The following is a 20,099-nucleotide window of genomic DNA, read 5'->3' on the forward strand; positions in this document are numbered from 1 at the left end:
ATGCATAAATATCAAAAAATTTTTTTATATTTATGGCAGAATAAGTTTTTAACACTAGTTTGTTTCATTTTGCCTTTAATATTAAGTTTTGTTATGACAAATATTTTTTATAAAGAACTCCCTAGAGAGCTTCCCATTGGTATATTAGATGAAGATAACACCACAATAAGCAAAGAAATTATATTTAATTTGAATGCAACCTCTATTTTGAAAGTTGAACAAAAGTATAGCTCCATACATGCTGCTAAAGATGATTTAAGTGATGGTAAAATTTATGGGCTTGTAGTGATCCCTCATGCCTTAGAGCGCAATACCAAAATGGGTATCCAAACAAAAATAATACTTTATTATAATGCGCAATTTGTTTTGATTGGCAAGGCTATTGATAGCGCTTTTTTAGGAGTGATAGCTACAATGAATGCTAAAAGTGATGCCACAAGAGAAATGTCTAAGAATTCCAACATAAATGAAGCTATATCTCAAGCAATGCCTATTGTTTCTAAGATTTATGCCCTCTATAATAGCAACAATAACTATAAGCAATTTTTGTTGACTTTGATTTTGCCTTGTATTTGGCAGATTCTCATGGCATTAGGAATGCTTAATATACTCAGCAAAACTCGCACTATCAGAGAATTGTTGATAGGATTTGGAATAAATATAGTTATTTTTGTAAGCTGGGGCATGGCTATGTTGCAATTATTTCAAGCATTAGGATACCCCATGACCGGGAGTTATTATATTTTGTTTTTGGGCGTTTTGGTGATGGTTGCCGGTATCAGCGGAATGGTGATTTGCTTCCAATCAATTTTGCGTGATTTGACAAAAACAGTTAGTGTTATTGCTGTGTATACTGCTCCAAGTCTTGCTTTTGTTGGGATTACTTACCCTCAAAATAATATGGATGGATTTGCTTTGTTTTGGAGTCATATTTTGCCTGTTTCTTATTTTATACAGCTTTATTTGCAACAGGCTAATTATAGTCTTGAAATCGCAGATGCTCTAAAAATAATAGCACAGATGTTGCCATTTTTGTTATTCTTGCCTTTGGGCTTTTTGATTGAATATTTTCGAGGCAAACAATGAGTTTTTTGAAAATACTTTATCAAGAGTTTCGAGCGATTTTTAGCAATATTGCTGTGATTTTTGTAGTCATTGTTGGATCTATTTTGTATGGGTTTTTATATCCTTCTGCTTATAAAAATGATGTTGTTGTCTCTCAAAAAATTGCAGTTGTAGATATGGATAATACTTCGTTGTCCAAGGAACTTATTTTTTTAATTCAAGCAACTCCTCAAGTTGATGTAGAAGAAGTAACTTTTTCTGTGAAACAAGCCAAAGAACTCTTAGAGCATGGGATTGTGTATGGGATTCTTGAAATTCCTCAAAATTTCCAAGCCAATATCCATAAAAAAATCCCTACAAAACTTGTTTATTCTGCTAATGCTTCTTATTTTTTGATTTATGGAGCAATAGTTGATGGGATTTATCGTGCTATTGAGGAGATAAGTAGCCGGATTAAGCTTAAAAGAGTTTTTCTTCAAGGAGGCGTAAAAAATGAGAGTACAGATTTGATAATGCATCATTCCATACCCTTATTTAACCCTAGTGTGGGGTATATTAATTATGCCTTAGCTGCAATTTTGATTTTTATTCTCCACCAAACCCTCATTGCCGGAGCGGGTATATTGGGTGCTTCCCAAAACGAAAAAAATTCTCAAGGTATTTATGGGTATTGGAATGAAGCAGGGGCATTAAAGTTAGTTTTAGCTAGAATAAGTGCTTTTTTTATGATTTATATTTTATTGTTTTTGTTATACTTTGGTGTTTTATTTCAACTATATGGTATCCATATTCAAGCTAATGCAATTTCATTTTGGTGTTTTGGAATTATGTTTATTTTGTGTTGCGCAAGTTTTGGAGTTTTGTTTGGATTATTGGTTAAAAATCCTGTATTGCCTACACAAATTGTCTTAATTTCTTCATTGCCTTTGGTTTTTATGATGGGATTTATTTGGCCTGTGGAATTGTTGCCTGATTGGGTAGTGTGGTTTGTGCGGTTTATTCCTGCATTTAGTGGCATTAATGGGCTTGTGAGAATCAATCAAATGGGGGCAGATCTTGTTTTGGTAATGGAATATTTTTATTGGCTGTTGGGACTTTTTATTTCAAGTCTGGTTATAAGCGTTTTTGTAATTTCTTTGAAGAGAAAAACATGGATAAAAAAAGAAAAATTTTACTCGCCCTAAAAGATGCCTTTCCCCATACAATACCTATTATGTTAGGTTATATTTTAATGGGGATAGCCTTTGGAATTTTGTTGCAAAAAAGTGGTTATAACTTTTTATGGGCATTTTTTATGGCTGTGTTTATTTATGCAGGGACAATGCAATTTATTGCTGTGGGTTTATTAGCAAGTAATGCAGGAATCTGGAGCGTGTTTCTTATTGCTTTGATGGTAAATGCAAGGCAGATATTTTATAGTATCAGCATGCTTGGATCTTTTTCAAAAATGAAAAAAAAGCTTCCCTACATGATCCATTCTCTCACTGATGAAACTTTTGCTTTATTTAATCTCAAAAAACCTTCAAAAGACATAGATGAATCGTATTTTATGTTTTTTATTGCATTTTTTAATCATCTTTATTGGATTATCGGATGTGTAATGGGGGCTATGATTGGATCTGAAATTTCATTTGATACTCAAGGGATTGATTTTATTATGACAGCTATTTATATAGTGATTTTTATGGATCAATGGAAGAGCGCATCCCCCCATACTCCTGCTGTGATTGGAGTAATAGTGAGTTTGATTTGTTTATTTTTGTTTGGAGCGCAGAATTTTTTATTGCCCTCACTTGTCTTGATGACTTTAGTTTTGGGGAAACTCCGGAGCAAATTGGAATAATGATGGCCGGTTCAATAGAGATTATTTTGGTGATTATTGTGGTTACATTTTTAATGCGTGCGTTGCCTTTTATGATTTTTAATTCTAAACGTTGTGTACCTCATTTTTTACTCTATCTTGGAAAAGTGCTTCCTCCGGCGATTATAGGAATGTTGGTTGTGTATTGTTTTAAACAAACAGATATAAGTCAAATCCCTTATGGATTAAATGAGGTAGTAGCTTTTTTATGCGTAGTGGTTTTGCAATCCTTGTTGAAAATATCTATTTTAAGCATATTAAGTGGGACAATCTTATATATGTATCTTGTCCAAAGCCATATATTAGACAAAATATTATTTTGAAATTTTAGTTGTTTGAAATTCCAAGAAAAACAAAATAATCAGTAGAATTTTTTACAATAAGATGAATTGAATATTATTATCTTTAATTAGTTGAAAAGTTTGTTCTGTATTTTTATTCTAAAATAAATTCTTATCAATAATTAAGAAATTAAGACATTAATTTTCTCTAATTTTTATTATCACCACAGCAATGGCAAATCCACCATCATGACTGATACTTAGACTAATGGAATCAATATTGAAAAAGCTCATTTTGTCTTCTTGGAGTTTAATAAGCGGGGCATTTTGCAAAGATTTTGACAAACACATATCAAAGAATCGAAGTTTATCACTAATCCCCACTCCCAAAGCCTTTGAACAAGCTTCTTTGGCTGCCCAAAACCCGGCAACACCAGAGGCTTTGTAGCCATATGGAGTTTGGACAAGTCTGATTTCATCTTCTGAAAGAAATTTTTTAAGAAAATCCTTGCCATGTGTTTGAATATTTTTTTCAATTCGTCCAATAGCAACAATATCAATACCAATCATTGGATTACAAAATCAGTGAAGAAAATATTTTTAACATACCCATCAATTAAAAAATCATTAATTTTATTGACAATTTCATCTTTTAGTCGTTCTTTTCCTTTGGTGGTGGCAATTTCTTCAATAGATTTTGATGAGAGTAATTCAATAATCGTATCTTGAATGATGGTAATTTTGGCATTAATTTCATTAAGAAGTTTTGGGTTACTTAACTCTAAGGTAATGGATGTTTTTAGATATCTTCTCCCACTTTGGGTAACAAGATTGACAATAAATGGTTGGGGAATCGGATAAAGCGGTCCTATATTTAAATAATCAGCTTGTCTGTTCCCTGATGGACCGGTTGGTTTTCTCTGGGTTTGCGCAGAAGCCGGATTGTTTGGTGAATTTTGATCTACAGATTCTTCAGTATTTCCACTTAGAAGAAATGCTGTAACCACACCCCCTACAATCAGTATAAAAACAACAACAATAATAATGATAAAAAGTAAGGCTTTACTTTTTTTTGGAGTTTGAGTCTCACTAGTCTCTTTTTTTTCTTCTTCAGTCATTTTTTTCCTTTATATTCTTGAGATGGGGCATAATAAGTCAATGAACTTTTGCCGAATTTTTTTTGCTTTATTATACTAAAATGTGCAATATTTTGAGGTAATTTATAATCACTTGAATGCTCAAAAATTATTAAAAATAAATTATATTCCCAAATAAGCTCTACTAAAGTGATACATTTTTGATAAATATCTATGTAATGTTCTCTTATATGAAAGGGTGGATCCAGATAGAGAATCTTTTTTTGTTTGTTCTTAGATATATTTTGAGGAAGAAGAAGAAAAGTGTCTCCTAAAAAACTTTGAGTTATCAATGAGGGATCTTTTGATTCCAGAAGTTTGATATTTTTGCATAAAATTTCAAAACAAGATTTGTCCTGTTCAAAAAACCATGTCTCATCTGCTCCTCTACTGAGGGCTTCCAGTCCAATAGACCCACTCCCTCCAAAGGCTTCAATAAAGCAACTCTTCATAATATCTGTCCCTAATGTGTTAAAAAGCGATTCTTTCAAAATTGCCTTAGTTGATCGTGTGATTGATGAGTGGGGCATTTGTAAATGAATACCTTTAAATTTGCCTGCAATGATTTTGATACCGGATTTATTGTTCATGTTTTTTGAGAGTTTGATAGATTTTGGTTGAAAACTCTTCCAACAAAGAGTCAATTTGCATTTTTAATTCCGGATTTTTAATATCCAAAAGATGATGAGGTAGGAGATTGGCTGTTATTTTTGTTGCTTTGACTTTAGAATGATAAAACTCTTGCAAATCTTCTAATAAGCTTTTTTGACTAAAGGGTTTCTTGATATCTGATTGGGGAGAAGAATTGATGAGACACACAGGTTTGGTAACATGAAGAGGGGTATCAGAGATGACAAATTCACATTCTTCAAAACTACTTAAATCATCTAAAAGATAATGATTGAGCGCTTCTTGTAATAACATTGATTCACACATAATTGAGATTTTCACATTTGACTCCAAAAAATTTGAGTAATCATACAAATTTAACCTTTAAAATTACATAGATTTTAGTTTTGAATCAATAATTTGATACAATATATTAAAAAATAAGGTATTTAATCATGGCTATCATGCAACATATAAGGAATTTTTCTATTATTGCTCATATTGATCATGGTAAAAGCACTCTGGCAGATCGTCTTATTCAAGAATGTGGGGGGGTAAGTGATCGAGAAATGACTAGCCAAATTATGGATACAATGGATATTGAAAAAGAACGCGGGATTACAATCAAAGCACAATCTGTTCGTCTCCAATATGTGTTAGACGGGATAACTTATGTGCTTAATTTGATTGATACTCCCGGTCATGTGGATTTTAGTTATGAAGTTTCTCGTTCTCTAAGTTCTTGTGAGGGAGCATTACTTGTAGTTGATGCTTCACAAGGAGTTGAGGCGCAGACAATTGCTAATGTTTATATTGCCCTTGAGAATAATCTGGAAATTATTCCGGTAATCAACAAGATTGATTTACCCGCAGCCAATCCGATTGCAGTGGCCCGGGACATTGAAGATACGATTGGGATCGATTGTACAGATGTCCTTGAAGTCAGTGCAAAAAGTGGGGTAGGGATTGGGAAATTATTACAGAGGATTATTAAGCAAATTCCTCCTCCAAGTGGCGATGAAAATGCTTCCACGAAGGCATTAATTTATGATTCATGGTTTGATAATTATTTAGGAGCATTAGCATTGGTGCGGGTAAAAGATGGAGAGATTTGTATAGGACAAGAAGTTTTGGTGATGAGCACCGGAAAAAAGCATGAAGTCTTGGCTTTATATTATCCTCATCCTGTGCGTAAAATCTCTACTCAAAAAATTTGTTGTGGTGAGATTGGGATTATTTCATTGGGTCTTAAAAGTGTTACGGACATGGCAGTAGGAGACACAATCACAGATGCGAAAAATCCTATTGCAAATGCCATAGAGGGGTTTAGACCCGCAAAACCTTTTGTATTTGCAGGGATTTATCCAATTGATACAGATAAATTTGAAGAACTAAGAGATGCTCTCAATAAGTTGAAAATGAATGATTCGGCTTTGAGTTTTGAGCCCGAAACAAGTGTTGCTTTAGGTTTTGGTTTTCGAGTAGGATTTTTGGGTTTGTTGCATATGGAAGTGGTCAAGGAAAGATTGGAGAGAGAATTTGGATTGGATTTGATAGCCACTGCCCCTACGGTAGTTTATGAGGTAACCCTTACAGATGGAGAAAAAATACTTGTCCAAAATCCCAGCCAACTCCCTCCTGAACAAAAAATTGCCTTCATTGAAGAACCTTATGTTAGGGCTTGTATTATTACACCAAGTGAATATTTAGGAAATATCATCACGCTTTTGAGTTCTCGAAGAGGTGTCCAAGAGAAAATGGAATATCTGACCCAATCAAGAGTAATGCTTGTTTATGCCTTACCTAGTAATGAGATTGTAATGGATTTTTATGATAAATTAAAATCTTGCACAAAAGGCTATGCAAGTTTTGATTATGAACCTATTGGGTATAAAGAAGGAAATCTTGTCAAATTAGATGTGCGTGTAGCCGGAGAGGTTGTAGATGCGCTGAGCGTGATTGTTGATAAAGACAAATCATACCAAAAGGGCAGGGCATTGGTAGAATCTATGAAAGAAATCATTCCCAGACAACTTTTTGAAGTAGCTATTCAAGCTAGTGTTGGGAACAAAGTAATTGCACGCGAAACTGTAAAATCAATGGGAAAAAATGTAACGGCTAAGTGTTATGGAGGGGATATTACAAGGAAAAGAAAACTTTTAGAAAAACAAAAAGAAGGCAAGAAAAGGATGAAAGCCATTGGAAAAGTAGAGCTTCCCCAAGAAGCATTTTTAGCTGTGCTTAAAATTGATTGATAACTGAAATAAAATCTAAGTTGATTTCTCCAATATTCTATGTTGTCTTGTGTTTCAAATTGCATTCCAAGCTGATGAGGGTGTTTTGATTGAATAATCTAGTTGATATTGGTATAAACTGCCTGGACATCATCGTCATCTTCAATTTTATCCAGTAGTTTTTCGATTTCATTAAGTTGTTCGTCATTGAGGATAATTGGAGTATTGGGTATGCGTTTGAGTAGGGCATTTTTGATAGGAATATGAAGAGATTCGAAACCATCATTTAACTTGCCAAAATTCACATAATCACCATAAGCAATGCCTATTTCTTTTTCTTGTGTTTGTATTATTTCAAGCTCTTCAAGACCATAATCAATCAGGGTTAATTCTAATTCTTCCGGTGTTATTTGGGCTGTATGTAAATCTTGTTTATAAAATTCAAAAACACTTTTTCTGGAAAACATAAATTCCAATGAACCATTAGGCACAATAGAAGCCCCGGATATTTTATTAAAATAACTTTTAATATTTGCAATTGTTCTTGTGGGGTTATCTGTTGTGCATTCAATCATGATCAATACTCCATAGGGAGCTTTGCCTTCATAAGTGATTTCAGTAAAAACACCATCTTTGCCGCTTGCGCGTTTAATGGCAGCTTCAATATTATCTTTTGGCATATTTTGCGCTTTGGCATTAGCAATAGCAGTTCTTAATTTGGCATTCATTTCAGGATCGCTACCACCTTCTTTGGCTGCCACAGTGATTGTTTTGGCAAGTTTGGGGAAAACTTTACTCATTTTGTCCCATCGTTTTTCTTTGGCAGCTCTACGATATTCAAATGCTCTTCCCATAAACACTCCTAAATTTTTAATTTGAATTATATCAAATGTATTTGAAAATATTTTTGGTGATAGCACTTTATGCCGATAGTGTTTTGATAAGTTTGAAAAAAATTTTGCTTAATCAAGAGGTTTTGTTATAATATTTTAATGTCGAAAGATTCAAGGATAATGATGAAAATTTTAAAGCAATTGTTAATCATAGTTGTTTTTGGTTTTGGTAATTTGCTTGGTGGGCAAAGTTTGAAATTATTTTTAGGAGTAGATACCCGAGGAACAGATAGCATTTATGATTCTAAGTATTATAAAAAAGGTGTTGGGATTGAAGATGAGAGGCGTTATGGGTATGAGGGGTTTATTGGCAGTAAATTTGGAGTTGAATATTTTTTTAATCAAAAAAATGGCTTGAGGGCATTTGTCGGGTTAGGTTATGCAAATATTAAATTATTGAATAGATCTAATAGATTTGATTCATATTCGGGCGTGGGGACACGAGTAGGGCTGCATTATTTGTTGAATTACTATAGCGATGACAGATTTGATTTTGGATTCTTTGGAGGTGTGGATTATTTTAATAATTATTATAAAAGAAAAGATGAAAATATTGTTGCCAATCAAGTATTGGGCATTTTGGGCTTAAATATGACTATTGATTCCAAGCATCGTTTAGAAATTGGCACAGGGATACCTTTTTTTTCTATAGGAAGGTATAATTCTTTAAAGTATAAAAATATCCCAATTACAAGACAATTTAATAATCTTTATTATGGGATTTCTTATATATTTTTATTTAATTTATGATTTGGAATTTTTGGATAAATATTTTGCAATTTCTTTAGCATGATAAGAGATAATAATATCTGCTCCGGCACGTTTAAACCCAATCATTGTTTCTAGCATTACTTTTTCATAATCAATTACATGAGCATTTTGTGCAGCTTTTAATAAAGCATATTCTCCACTAACATTATAGATTGCTAAAGGCAAAAGTGTTCTTTCTCTAATGTCTCTAACAATATCTAAATAAGCCAAAGCGGGTTTTACCATCAAAATATCAGCCCCTTCAATCTCATCATTAAGACTCTCTAAAATTGCCTCTCTGCGATTGCAAGGATCTTCTTGATAGCTTTTTCTATCGCCAAAACTTGGGGTTGATTGGGCGACATCACGAAAGGGACCATAATAAGCGCTGGCAAATTTTGTAGAATAACTCATAATAGGAATATGGCTAAACCCTGCTTTATCAAGATAAGTTCTAATAGTAAGCACCATGCCATCCATCATCGTGCTTGGAGCAATAATATCTGCTCCGCTATTGCAAAGAACTACGGCTTGTTGCCCCAGAATTTCAAGTGTAGCATCATTATCAACTGTTTGGAGTGTAGTATCAACAATACCACAATGCCCATGGTCTGTGTATTCACAAAAACATAAATCAGCAGTGATGGTAATTTTAGGGTATTGTGCTTTGATGGCTCGAATTGTTTTAGCGACAATACCTTGATCGCTAAGTGCCTCACTCCCACAAGAGTCTTTGTGTGAAGGAATTCCAAATAAGAGGATATGATAAATGCCTAATTTTTGCAATTCTTGGCATTCTTGTAAAATATAATCACAACTCATTTGATAGACTTGGGGCATTGAGGGGATTTCATTTTTGATCCCTTTTCCCGGTATTACAAAAAGCGGATAAATAAAATCTCTTATATCCAACCTTGTTTCTTTTACTAATTCCCTTAAGTTTTCTTTTAATCGTAATCGTCGTAGTCTCCTAAACATAATTTCTCCTTTTGTTGATTTAGTATTCAATACCTACAGCTCTGAGTCTATCGCGTAAATACCTCATTTGAATATTTTTGTCAAAACACCATTTGGGCGCTAATAATGTTTCATCATGCGCTCCTGCACTGACTCTTTGGACGACTACGTCCGGGGGGATAAGTTGCATGGATTCCACAATTAAGTCTGCATATTCCTCAAGCTCAATGGGGGTATAATTTCCTGCTTGATATATTTTTGCTAATTGTGTATCTGCGACGACATAAAGGGGGTGAATTTTAAGTCCATCAATTCCCCATTTTAATATTGTTTGAAGTGAGTGAATCATCATTTGAGGGGATTCATTAGGAAGACCATAAATAAGATGAGCACAAAGTTTAACCCCCCTTTGTCTTGTTTTGACAAAAAGTTCTTCCATGCCTTCTGTAAGATGTCCTCTGTTGGTTATTTTGAGTGTTTTGTCATAAACAGATTGGATGCCATATTCCAGCCATATTTCTTTGCCATCTTTAACATATTTTTCTAAAAGATCAAGGACTCTATCTTCTATACAATCTACCCTTGTTCCAATACTCATCCCTACAACATTAGGGAGTATGATAGCTTCTTCATAAAGGCGCTTGAGTGTATCAAAGGGCGCATAAGTATTGGTGTAAGATTGGAAATAGACCATATATTTTCTAATCTCAAATTTATCTTTGTGAAATTGGGAATGCCATTGGAATTGTTCTTTGAGACTCTTGATTTGTTGCTCTAAAAGTGGATTTTGAGTCATTTTGAAATTCATTGTAATGGCTGTTGAGTTTAAAGGAGTGATTTTAGCAATACTTGGAGAAAAGCTTTCATTTTTGCAATAAATACACCCTCCTTTTGCCACACTTCCATCAATATTTGGACAAGTAAAACCCTCTAAAGAAATGGGTATTTTTCTTACTCTTTGACCAAATTTTGATTTAAAATACCGACCAATAGTGAGGATTTTTTTCACAAATTTGCCTTTGTAAAATCATCAATATAGTTTCCATCAAAACAGGCTTGACAAAAATTTTCACTATCATCACAAGAAATGCTTTTTCGCAACCCTTCAAGAGATAAAAATACCAAAGAGTCTGCCCCAATAAAATCCCTAACTTCTTCAAGCGTATGATTCGCGCAGATAAGTTCAGATTTATTGGGTGTATCTACACCATAAAAACAAGGTGAAATTGTTGGAGGAGAGCTAATAAAAAGATGAATTTTTTTAGCTCCGGCATGTCTTAGGATTTTGATAATTTGTTTACTGGTAGTCCCACGCACAATTGAATCATCAATAATAATGATCTCTTTATCTTTGATGAGTTCTGCAATGGGGTTGAGTTTTAGCCTTACTTTGAGTTCTCTGGCTGATTGAGTAGGTTCAATAAAAGTCCTGCCAATATAGTGATTGCGAATAATTCCTAATTCAAAGGGTATGCCACTTTCTCTGGAATATCCAATTGCAGCAGCCACACCGCTATCAGGGACAGGAATAACCATATCGGCATCAATTTTGTATTCTTTGGCAAGTTGGATTCCCATTTGTTTGCGAATTTCATAAACGTTTTTTCCAAAAACCTTGCTATCAGGACGTGCAAAATATACATATTCAAAAATACAAGGATACGGATTGTGAGGAAAAATTTTTATAGATTTTGGCGTTGGAATATGTTTAGAGTAAGCGCCTTCAAAAATCAGCATTTCACCGGGCTGTATATCTCGAATATATTCAGCTCCAATCAAATCAAACGCACAACTCTCGCTTGCTACAATATAACCTTCCGTGCCATCAGGATTTGTAATTTTTCCTAAACTCAGAGGTCTTAATCCATATTTATCGCGAACAGCAAACATTTTTGTGCGTGATAAAAATACAAAAGCATAAGCCCCCTCTATTTGTGTAAGTGCATCAACAATTCTATCTACAAGTTGATTTTTATGACTTTTGGCAATAAGATGAATGAGATTTTCTGTATCCAGATGGCTTTGAAATATAGAACCTTCTTGAATAAGAGATTTCCTAACTTCTTTGGCATTTGTCAGGTTGCCATTATGGGCAAGTGCTATTTCGCCTAAGCTATATTTTGCAAAAATGGGCTGGGAATCATTCATAGAGTCTTCTCCGGCAGTAGAATAGCGATTGTGACCTATGCTTGATTTGCCTTGAAGTTTTTCCAGAATATTTTCATTAAAGACTTTTGTAACTAAACCATTATTTTTGTAAGTAGAAATTTTTTGTCCATTAGACGCGCTGATACCGCTAGCTTCTTGCCCTCTATGTTGCATAGCAAAAAGAGCATAATAACTAAGTATTGAGGCATTATAAGCATTATAAATACCTACTACTGCACATTTTTCATTCCAGTCTTTCATATAAATCCCTTTTGCTTTTGGCATTATTCCATAATGTAAGAAACAAATCCATGTTTGATTTTTGTTTTTAAATCTTTATATTTTTGTTAGGAACATTACAATAGTTTTCGACCACACAATCATGAATTATAAAACAATTAGTGTCATTTTCATATTTATAAGTAATATTGAATCCTTGTGCATCTAGGGTATTTTTGATGATATACATACCTAGTCCAAATCCATGGGAGTGCGATTTGGTAAAATCTTTGAAGTAGGGTTTAAAATATTCTTTAAAATCCATTTTGAGTGCTTCTCCCTTGTTGGAGATAATCAAATCGCATTTATCTGTGCTGATGGTTGCTTTGCCATCAGATCCATATTTAATAGCGTTATCTAAGAGATTTTTTACTGACATGGCAAAAAGATCAAAATCAGCTTTGATAAGATCATTGGGGGATAGAAGGATAATAGAATCCGGACTCATTTTATCTATTAAAAGCATTTTTTTAATATATTCAATAAGCTCATCTACCAGAAATTCCCTTTTATTGAGATCATAATTCTTTGATGAGAGTTGTTCAATTTTAGCAAATTGATTAATCAGAGTATTTAGACGTCCAAATGCAGAAGCTAATCTTTCTTTTTGCAAAGGATTCTCTACCATTTCAGCCGTGATCATACCTTTGGTAATAGGGGTTTTGAGTTCATGCATGATCGATCGCAAAAAAAGAGTTCTGGATTTGCTTAGTGCAACAATTTTTTTGATGGCATTATCAAATTCATTGGCAAGTTCGCCAATTTCATCTTGTTGGTTAGTTTTGCAATTGATATTGAGTTTACCATTTGAAAAATATCGGATTTGTTGGCGTAAATTTTTAAGTGGCAATAAACTTTTAATAACCAAAGTGAATAAAAAGATAAGTAACAAAATACCTGCAAAAGTAATGAGATAGTAATTTTGATAAGAAGTCTTAAAAGTGTCTTTATAAAGAGTGGCATTATGATTGGTCTCCAGAAGGATAAAAACTTCATTATTGAGTTTGATTGTCTTAGCAAGGATGCCATCAAAATTTTTAGGAAGTTTGTAGTAATTTAATAAAGCTTCTTTAATATCTGCTTCTGAAGCCGGTTCAAAGCCGAGATCTTTAAGATAGTTTTTTATAGTTTCAATACTTCCGTTGTAGTTAATAATTTGATTGATGGTAGTGACAAATTGTCTGTATTTAAATTCGGACTTATTTTGTTCGCTATCAATTTGAGATTTAATAAAATAAAAAGAAAATGCCGAAAAGCTCAAAAGCGCAAAGACAAATAACGCAGTGATTTTAAAAAAAATTGAACTCTTCATTTATCTTTTAAGATTCCAATTTATAGCCCACACCTCTAACAGAAATGATATATTTTGGTTTTTTGGGATCTTCTTCAATTTTTGCTCTTAATCTGCCAATGATAACATCAATACTTTTATTTGAACTTTCCGGATTGATGGATTCAGATTCAATAGCGATGGCTTCGCGTGAAAATACATGTCCTTTTTTGCTGATAAGAAGAGTAAGAATTTCATATTCTGCACGGGTAAGTTCAAGTTTTTTATCTCTAAAATAAACCTCACGACTATCTTTGTCTATTTTAAAAATAGAATTTTTATCTTTTTGCTCATCTTTTCCACCTTTTTTGTTATAACGTCTCAAAAGAGATTGAATTCTGGCTAGAAGCTCTTTGGGATCGTATGGTTTGGGAATATAATCATCTGCGCCATATTCAAGGGCTTTAACTTTATCATCCAAATCACTTCTTGCTGATGAGATAATGATGGGGATATTTTTTTGTTTGGCTACTCTTTTGCATACTTCAAGACCATCAAGATTGGGGAGAGTCAAATCTAATAACAATAAATCATAATGCTGCGTTGCTATAGCGCTCATTCCGGTATAAGGTTCATCATAATTAGTTACATTAATATCATGTTGCTTAAGATATTCACTTAAAATCTCTGCAAGTTCTATATCGTCTTCTATCATCAATACTTCCAGCATTCTTATAACCTCTAGAGAATAGTTTTAAGCCTGTATGATACTATAAAATTAATAAATAAATCATATGTTTTTTGCTAAAAAAGGGCAATAAGGAACAAAGTTTATTATTATTGTGGGGAATTCAAAATAATAAACTTTGTTAAAATAAGAAAAGTATAAAAATCATTACCAAACTAACAAGAAAACTTGGGGAAGGGGAAGCTCTCTGTTATTTGTAAGGATGGTTTTGCCACCCGCCTTTTTTGTATAGGCAAGGGGATTTTAAATTATTTTAGTAAATGGATTTCTAACTAATTTCCTAATTTTTCATCAATAATTGATAATTGATATTGAAGATAGTTAATAACCAAATCAAGTTTGCCGGATAAATTTTTTGTTTGTAATGATTGCAAGCCTTCAAATAAAACCAATGTTTTCTCACGTAAGGCATGAAGAATTGCAAATTCGTCTTTGGAGATTTGAATATCAGTTTTAGAAGGCGCTAAAACCTCTATATCTTTAGGAGTATCTTCTATTTCTGTAAGGGTTTGAAGAATCATATCTTTTAGTTCCATTGCATCAACCACCTTTCGAAAATTTTTAGTTCTTCCCGGGTTGAAGCTTGGATAAAAAAGTTTCTAGCTTTTGTATTGACCCCTTTGAAGCTTTTATGCACATGCGTTAAGCGTTTATAGGCATTTTGTGCATCTTGGTTTGAAGGATCATTTTTAAGAATTTCTTTATAAATTTCAAGCGCTTCTTCTTTGAATCCTTGAAGTTCATAAATGCTTGCAAGTGTAATTGTTTTAAAACTCATGATAATTCCTATTGTAAAAATTTTACGATTAAATCTCCCATTTGAGTGGTGCTACAAATTTCTTTAGCCCCAAAGGCTGCAATATCCTTGGTGCGATAACCTTCTTGGAGGGTTTTTGATATGGCTTTTTCAATCATTGAGGCTGCCTTAGTTTCTTTGAATGTATTTTTTAACATCATCGAAGCGCTTAAAATAGTCGCTATAGGATTGGCAATCCCTAGTCCTGCAATATCCGGAGCAGATCCATGAATGGGTTCATATAATGCTGCTTTGCCTCCTGTGCTTGCAGAAGGTAGCAGTCCAATTGATCCTGTAAGCATACTGGCTTCATCGCTTAAAATATCTCCAAATAAATTTCCTGTTAGGATAACATCAAATTGTTTAGGATTCAAGATAAGTTGCATACTTGCATTATCAACATATTGATGAGTTAGTGAGACTTGAGGATAATCTTTTCCTACTTCTGTAACCACTTCACGCCAAAGCAAACTGACATCCAAGACATTTGCCTTATCAACAGAGCAGAGTTTCTTTTTTCTGTTAAGGGCAAGTTCAAAAGCAACTTTTGCAATTCTTTTAATCTCATCTCTGGTATAAATCATTGTGTTGTAAGCGTGTTTTTCATCTTTGCCTTTAGGTTCTCCAAAATAGATTCCTCCTATCAATTCACGCACAACAACCAAATCCACCCCTCTGATGATCTCAGGTTTAAGCGTACTTGCTTCTAAAAGCTCATCAAATACAACTACAGGACGGATATTAGCAAAGATTTCTAATGCCTTTCTGAGTCTTAAAAGCCCACTTTCAGGTCGTAATTCTCTAGGGAGATAATCCCATTTGTTTCCTCCAATAGCTCCAAAAAGTATTCCATCAGCTTGCAAGCAACCTTGAATTGTTTCCTCAGGGAGAGGGTTTTTACAAGCATCATAAGCGCATCCTCCCATTAAATATTCTTGATATTGGATAGAAAAATGCTCTATTTGACTCACTGCATTTAATACTTTTTGGGCTTCCCTAACAATTTCAGGACCAATTCCATCTCCTTTGATAATGGCAATCCGGTAAGTTTTCAATCCAGTTCCTTTATTTGTTTTTGCGCATATGCCATCAACCCTCCGGCATTTAATAATTCAAACATAAAAGAAGGGATTTTGGCATAATTATAAAATTCATTTTTTGTGTGATTGATAATTTTATTATGTTCTAAATCAATCTCCAATTGATCTCCTTCGGTGATTTTGTCAATATCATTTTGAGAAACTTCCAGTATTAAAAGACCTGTGTTAAAAGCATTGCGATAAAAAATTCTAGCAAAAGAAGGGGCTAAGACTGCCCCAATACCCGCTTCTCTTAGAGATAATGGTGCATGTTCTCTGCTGCTGCCACAACCAAAATTTTCATCTGCGACAATAAAATCTCCTTTAGCAATCATATTGGCAAATCCGCTCCTAGAGTCCTCCATAATATGTTTTGCCAATTCTTTTGCATCGCTTGTGCTTAGATATCTTGCTGCAATAATAATATCTGTGTCAATATTTTTGCCGAATTTCCAAACTTTTCCGGTCCTGTTTTTCATAAGCGCTCCTGATTGTTTAGTGTCTTTGATTTTAGCAAGTTTGTTTTAAAAAAAGACTTTATTTTTTGCTTGCATCGATAAAAATTTGATTATAAGATACCGAAACACCGATAAACAGATTTGTTCCAACTTGTTTAAAATATCTTCCTTTAAGCATATAAAAACTAACAAATGGAGCAATAGCAAAATTTTTATAAATTTTTGTATCCATTCTTACTTCTAATTCCAGCTCATACTGAGGATTATGAGAAGGTTTGTAATTATTCAAGAGAAAATCTCTAAAATTTAGAAGATAAGTTAATTTTACATTATCTTGAATGTCATGTTGTATATGAAATCCTGTCTGAATACCCAGACTTTCTACAGGTTTTTGATAAGTGAAATCTTCTTCACCAAATAAATTTAAATGCAAGTTTTTAATATAAGTACCTTCAAATATTTTAAATCCGGTGCTAAAGCGCAATATTTTTCTTCTATTAAAACCAACTTGAGGGGTAAATTCTGTTTGGTAACCAAGTTGCACATAAGGTCCAAGTTCAAAACCTCCAAGAATGTCTGTGAATTTCCAAATTCTTTGGGTGTAGTCTGAAGAAAGTAAAATTCTATCCAGAGTTTTGTTGTCAATCTTGGGTTCATCTTGAGGGTAGATGATATTCCTGCCATATTCAGCAAGCAAAGAATTAAAAATGACAAATCTTTTAGCATAATAGTTGGCATTAAAATCTAGAAATGCTTGCCCGACTATTTGAGAATTTCCTTTAATATAGTTGTTGGAAAAATTTTTGTAAATATTTTGATTTTTTAAGGATGAAGAAGAAAAATTTAAAGAAATTCTTTTGAGTTCCAAGTGCCACCCACTTCTTGATGTGTCAATATCTAAATCTGATAGCGCCATATTTTTTGGGATATTTGAATCATCTTTTGCAAAAATACTATTTGTTAAAAAGAAAATCCATACCATGATTTTGAGGATTTTCATTGGTTGCCTTTGATTTTTCCAATCCACTCAAAAAGTGTTTTTTCAAAAGCTTTTTGAGTATGTTTTACAAAAACTAGCGGTTTTTGTAAATATTTTTGTTTAACCCATCCTCCATGATTGTGTGGGTAGAGGTAATTTTTGGAGTGGGGTAGAATATTTTTGGGGATAGATAGAATTTCACCTTCATTAATGAGTTTAATGGCTTCATTGATAGCATTATAGGCAGTGTTTGATTTGGGAGAGCAAGATAGATAAATCACGCATTGTGAAAGGATAATTCTTGATTCCGGATAGCCTATTTTAGAGACAGCTAGCATTGTTGAAGTGGCTATATTAAGGGCATTTGGATTTGCGTTTCCAATATCTTCACTTGCTAAAATGACAAGTCTTCTGGCAATAAATTCCGGATTTTCTCCTCCACAAATTAATCTGGCCAGATAATAAATAGCAGCATTTTCATCGCTTCCACGTATAGATTTGATCATTGCGCTAATGAGATTATAATGAGTATTATCTTCGATACTCCCATCATTAAGGCTTGTGGGGCGAAGAGATTTTAGGGTATCCAAATCAATTTTTTCACTCTCCATAGCCACATCTAACAAATTTAGCATAGCTCTTCCATCTCCCGCGCTTGATGAAATCAAATATTCTTTGGCTTCCTGAGTGATGGAGATAGGGTAAATATGCAATACTTTTTGCAGAATCATTTCAAGATCTTTATTGTTTAAAGGAAAAAATTCAAAAAGCAATGAACGCGATCGGATAGAGCTTGTAAGACTATAATAGGGATTTTGTGTGCTTGCGCCTATGATAATGGCTTCATAGTTTTCCATAACCGGGAGTAAAAATTCTTGTTGGGCTTTATTTAAGCGATGTACTTCATCAATAAATATGATAGGCTTTGTCAATGTATGGTGGTATTGTTTGAGAGAATTACGCAATTCTTCAAGTTTAAAATTAGTTGCATTAAATTGTAAAAAAGGTTTTTGTAATTCTTTGGCAACCAAGTTAGCAAACGTTGTTTTGCCGCTTCCCGGAGTGCCATAAAAAAAAGAATGAGGAAAATCTCCTGAAAGTAAGCTAAGCTTAAGAGGGGAGTTTTTTCCCAAAAGATGAGTTTGTCCTACAAAGTCTTCTAGAGTTTTTGGACGAAAAAGATTTGCTAAATTCTTCATTAAAGGTTATTTTTTAAACAAAATCAATTCATAAGAGCTTTTTTTGATACTCACGCTTGTATTTGAAGCTTGAGGCTTTTTTTGTAAATTAGTCCGTAATTCTTCATTAAGGATATCAAGCTCATCAAGCTTTTCTTTTAAGCGTAAAATAATATCCACACCCGCTAAATTTACACCCATATCACGTGTTAATCTAAGGATAGTTTTGATTTTATCAATATCTCTTTGAGAGTATAATCTCATTTTGCCATCTGTGCGATTGGGTTCTATTAAACCTTCTTTTTCGTATTGTCTTAGGGTCTGGGGATGAATTTCCAGAATTTTTGCTACTACACTAATAAGATATACAGGCTCATCATAACTATACATTGTTTTTATCCTTTTGTTTTTATGGTAATTGTTCTTCAAGCATTTTTTTGAGATCATCAGACAAAGAATCTGTATGAGGTAAAATAATATTTGCTTTGAGATATAAATCGCCAATATTTCCGGTTTTTCTATTTTTGACTCCAAGTTCTTTGATGCGAAATCTTTGTGAGTTTTTTGTATTGGCAGGGACTTTGAGATTAACATCTTTGTAGAGAGTCGGGATGGTGATTTTCCCTCCAAAAAGTGCGATTTTGAGAGGGAGATCAAAGTTTTTTGTCAAATCATCATTTTCTCTTGTGTATTCAGGATTTTGATTGATAGTTATTTTAAGTAATAAATCTCCTCTTGCATTTCTTCCGCCTTTTCCTTTGCCTTTTACGCGGATTGTTTCTGCGTTATTGATACCTGCAGGAATCTTAATATCAAAACTTTCATTTTGTAAGTTGATATGGTGTTTGCCTCCTAATATTGCAGTATCAAAAGGAATGCTAAGATTTGCATGGATATCCAAATCAGGTTCAAAACCAAATCCTCCGCCAAATCCCCCGTTAAACCCAAAACTATTAGCACCTGCTCCAAATCCACCTGCATTTCCAAAGATTTGCGAAAGAATATCGTCCAAATTGATCCCCGCTCCTCCTTGTGTGCGAGCAAAATCACTAAAATCCTGCCCACCAAACATATTATCTCCAAATTGATCATATTGAGATCGCTTTTTTTCATCACTTAAAATTTCATAAGCCGCGTTAATTTCTTTGAATTTTTCTTCTGCTTCTTTTTCTTTATTAATGTCCGGATGATATTTTCTTGCTAATTTTCTGTAAGCTTTTTTGATTTCATCAGCTGTTGCATTTTCGCTAACTCCAAGTGTCTTATACAGACTTTTACTCATAGAATACTCCCGATTTAAATTCCTTAATTTTGAGTTTTATTGTATCATAAAAGTTTAGTATAAGTCAATCAACTTTATTTATAAAATCTATTAAAT

The 20,099-nt window shown here is 33.4% G+C and carries 24 protein-coding genes; 6 read left to right on the forward strand and 18 right to left on the reverse strand.

Annotated elements, in window-relative coordinates; genetic code table 11:
* The 4 genes from BKH45_RS07680 to BKH45_RS07695 are packed head-to-tail and all read left to right on the forward strand — an operon-like array spanning position 1 to position 3,249.
* Positions 1-1,086 carry an ABC transporter permease gene (locus tag BKH45_RS07680; RefSeq protein WP_095274898.1) on the forward strand — a complete coding sequence of 362 codons (1,086 nt, stop codon included), beginning with the start codon at positions 1-3 and terminating at the stop codon, positions 1,084-1,086.
* Entirely contained in the window at positions 1,083-2,249 is a 1,167-nt protein-coding gene (locus BKH45_RS07685) for an ABC transporter permease (RefSeq protein WP_095274899.1), read from the forward strand. The genes BKH45_RS07680 and BKH45_RS07685 overlap by 4 nt, the downstream gene beginning before the upstream one ends.
* A complete protein-coding gene (locus tag BKH45_RS07690) occupies positions 2,216-2,908 on the forward strand; it encodes an AzlC family ABC transporter permease (RefSeq protein ID WP_095274900.1) in 693 nt (230 codons plus the stop codon). The genes BKH45_RS07685 and BKH45_RS07690 overlap by 34 nt, the downstream gene beginning before the upstream one ends.
* On the forward strand, positions 2,908-3,249 hold the full coding sequence (locus tag BKH45_RS07695) for an AzlD domain-containing protein (protein ID WP_095274901.1): 342 nt from the start codon (positions 2,908-2,910) through the stop codon (positions 3,247-3,249). Before BKH45_RS07690 ends, BKH45_RS07695 begins: the two co-directional genes overlap by 1 nt.
* A 156-nt stretch (positions 3,250-3,405) precedes the next feature.
* Here BKH45_RS07695 and acpS read toward each other — a convergent pair whose 3' ends face one another.
* Genes acpS through BKH45_RS07715 form a run of 4 tightly spaced genes read right to left on the reverse strand, consistent with a single transcriptional unit; the run spans position 3,406 to position 5,294 of the window.
* Positions 3,406-3,777: a holo-ACP synthase gene (gene acpS, locus BKH45_RS07700; RefSeq protein ID WP_095274902.1), complete on the reverse strand. Its 372-nt coding sequence runs from the start codon at positions 3,775-3,777 to the stop codon at positions 3,406-3,408.
* Complete coding sequence (fliL, locus tag BKH45_RS07705) at positions 3,774-4,325, reverse strand: flagellar basal body-associated protein FliL (RefSeq protein ID WP_095274903.1); 552 nt, start codon at positions 4,323-4,325, stop codon at positions 3,774-3,776. Before fliL ends, acpS begins: the two co-directional genes overlap by 4 nt.
* Positions 4,322-4,933: a 16S rRNA (guanine(966)-N(2))-methyltransferase RsmD gene (rsmD, locus tag BKH45_RS07710; RefSeq protein ID WP_095274904.1), complete on the reverse strand. Its 612-nt coding sequence runs from the start codon at positions 4,931-4,933 to the stop codon at positions 4,322-4,324. The genes fliL and rsmD overlap by 4 nt, the downstream gene beginning before the upstream one ends.
* Positions 4,923-5,294 carry a hypothetical protein gene (locus BKH45_RS07715; RefSeq protein ID WP_143428398.1) on the reverse strand — a complete coding sequence of 124 codons (372 nt, stop codon included), beginning with the start codon at positions 5,292-5,294 and terminating at the stop codon, positions 4,923-4,925. The genes rsmD and BKH45_RS07715 overlap by 11 nt, the downstream gene beginning before the upstream one ends.
* Before the next feature lie 122 nt (positions 5,295-5,416).
* On the opposite strand from BKH45_RS07715, the gene lepA reads away from it, so the two are divergent.
* A complete protein-coding gene (gene lepA / locus BKH45_RS07720) occupies positions 5,417-7,207 on the forward strand; it encodes a translation elongation factor 4 (RefSeq protein ID WP_095274936.1) in 1,791 nt (596 codons plus the stop codon).
* 98 nt (positions 7,208-7,305) lie between these two features.
* Here the strand turns inward: lepA and BKH45_RS07725 are convergent, their stop codons facing one another.
* Positions 7,306-8,040, reverse strand: a complete 735-nt coding sequence (locus BKH45_RS07725; RefSeq protein ID WP_095274906.1) for a YebC/PmpR family DNA-binding transcriptional regulator — start codon at positions 8,038-8,040, stop codon at positions 7,306-7,308.
* Between the two features lie 162 nt (positions 8,041-8,202).
* On the opposite strand from BKH45_RS07725, the gene BKH45_RS07730 reads away from it, so the two are divergent.
* Positions 8,203-8,829 carry an outer membrane beta-barrel protein gene (locus BKH45_RS07730; RefSeq protein ID WP_180675707.1) on the forward strand — a complete coding sequence of 209 codons (627 nt, stop codon included), beginning with the start codon at positions 8,203-8,205 and terminating at the stop codon, positions 8,827-8,829.
* On the opposite strand, the gene hemB is transcribed toward BKH45_RS07730, so the two are convergent.
* The 13 genes from hemB to BKH45_RS07795 form a co-directional block, all read right to left on the reverse strand.
* Positions 8,824-9,807 (reverse strand): porphobilinogen synthase, encoded by a 984-nt coding sequence (hemB, locus tag BKH45_RS07735; RefSeq protein ID WP_095274908.1) that lies wholly within the window; start codon positions 9,805-9,807, stop codon positions 8,824-8,826. The genes BKH45_RS07730 and hemB overlap by 6 nt on opposite strands.
* A gap of 19 nt (positions 9,808-9,826) precedes the next feature.
* Complete coding sequence (locus tag BKH45_RS07740; protein ID WP_095274909.1) at positions 9,827-10,795, reverse strand: TIGR01212 family radical SAM protein; 969 nt, start codon at positions 10,793-10,795, stop codon at positions 9,827-9,829.
* Positions 10,792-12,195 carry an amidophosphoribosyltransferase gene (gene purF, locus BKH45_RS07745; RefSeq protein WP_095274937.1) on the reverse strand — a complete coding sequence of 468 codons (1,404 nt, stop codon included), beginning with the start codon at positions 12,193-12,195 and terminating at the stop codon, positions 10,792-10,794. Before purF ends, BKH45_RS07740 begins: the two co-directional genes overlap by 4 nt.
* A 67-nt stretch (positions 12,196-12,262) precedes the next feature.
* On the reverse strand, positions 12,263-13,525 hold the full coding sequence (locus BKH45_RS07750) for an ArsS family sensor histidine kinase (RefSeq protein WP_095274910.1): 1,263 nt from the start codon (positions 13,523-13,525) through the stop codon (positions 12,263-12,265).
* 7 nt (positions 13,526-13,532) lie between these two features.
* Complete coding sequence (locus tag BKH45_RS07755) at positions 13,533-14,213, reverse strand: response regulator transcription factor (RefSeq protein WP_095274911.1); 681 nt, start codon at positions 14,211-14,213, stop codon at positions 13,533-13,535.
* A gap of 290 nt (positions 14,214-14,503) precedes the next feature.
* Complete coding sequence (locus BKH45_RS07760) at positions 14,504-14,767, reverse strand: hypothetical protein (protein ID WP_095274912.1); 264 nt, start codon at positions 14,765-14,767, stop codon at positions 14,504-14,506.
* On the reverse strand, positions 14,758-15,009 hold the full coding sequence (locus tag BKH45_RS07765) for a tetratricopeptide repeat protein (RefSeq protein ID WP_095274913.1): 252 nt from the start codon (positions 15,007-15,009) through the stop codon (positions 14,758-14,760). Before BKH45_RS07765 ends, BKH45_RS07760 begins: the two co-directional genes overlap by 10 nt.
* An 8-nt stretch (positions 15,010-15,017) precedes the next feature.
* Positions 15,018-16,082, reverse strand: coding sequence for a 3-isopropylmalate dehydrogenase (gene leuB, locus BKH45_RS07770; protein ID WP_095274914.1), 1,065 nt, complete (start codon positions 16,080-16,082; stop codon positions 15,018-15,020).
* Positions 16,079-16,585 carry a 3-isopropylmalate dehydratase small subunit gene (locus BKH45_RS07775; protein WP_095274915.1) on the reverse strand — a complete coding sequence of 169 codons (507 nt, stop codon included), beginning with the start codon at positions 16,583-16,585 and terminating at the stop codon, positions 16,079-16,081. The genes leuB and BKH45_RS07775 overlap by 4 nt, the downstream gene beginning before the upstream one ends.
* 58 nt (positions 16,586-16,643) lie before the next feature.
* On the reverse strand, positions 16,644-17,564 hold the full coding sequence (locus tag BKH45_RS07780; RefSeq protein ID WP_095274916.1) for a DUF3078 domain-containing protein: 921 nt from the start codon (positions 17,562-17,564) through the stop codon (positions 16,644-16,646).
* Positions 17,561-18,742: a replication-associated recombination protein A gene (locus BKH45_RS07785; protein WP_095274917.1), complete on the reverse strand. Its 1,182-nt coding sequence runs from the start codon at positions 18,740-18,742 to the stop codon at positions 17,561-17,563. The genes BKH45_RS07780 and BKH45_RS07785 overlap by 4 nt, the downstream gene beginning before the upstream one ends.
* Positions 18,743-18,748: 6 nt before the next feature.
* Positions 18,749-19,111: a helix-turn-helix transcriptional regulator gene (locus tag BKH45_RS07790; protein ID WP_095274918.1), complete on the reverse strand. Its 363-nt coding sequence runs from the start codon at positions 19,109-19,111 to the stop codon at positions 18,749-18,751.
* 19 nt (positions 19,112-19,130) lie between these two features.
* A complete protein-coding gene (locus tag BKH45_RS07795; RefSeq protein WP_095274919.1) occupies positions 19,131-20,003 on the reverse strand; it encodes a DnaJ C-terminal domain-containing protein in 873 nt (290 codons plus the stop codon).
* Between the last annotated feature and the right edge of the window lie 96 nt (positions 20,004-20,099).

It is taken from the genome of Helicobacter sp. 11S03491-1 (assembly GCF_002272835.1).
GTDB lineage: Bacteria > Campylobacterota > Campylobacteria > Campylobacterales > Helicobacteraceae > Helicobacter_J.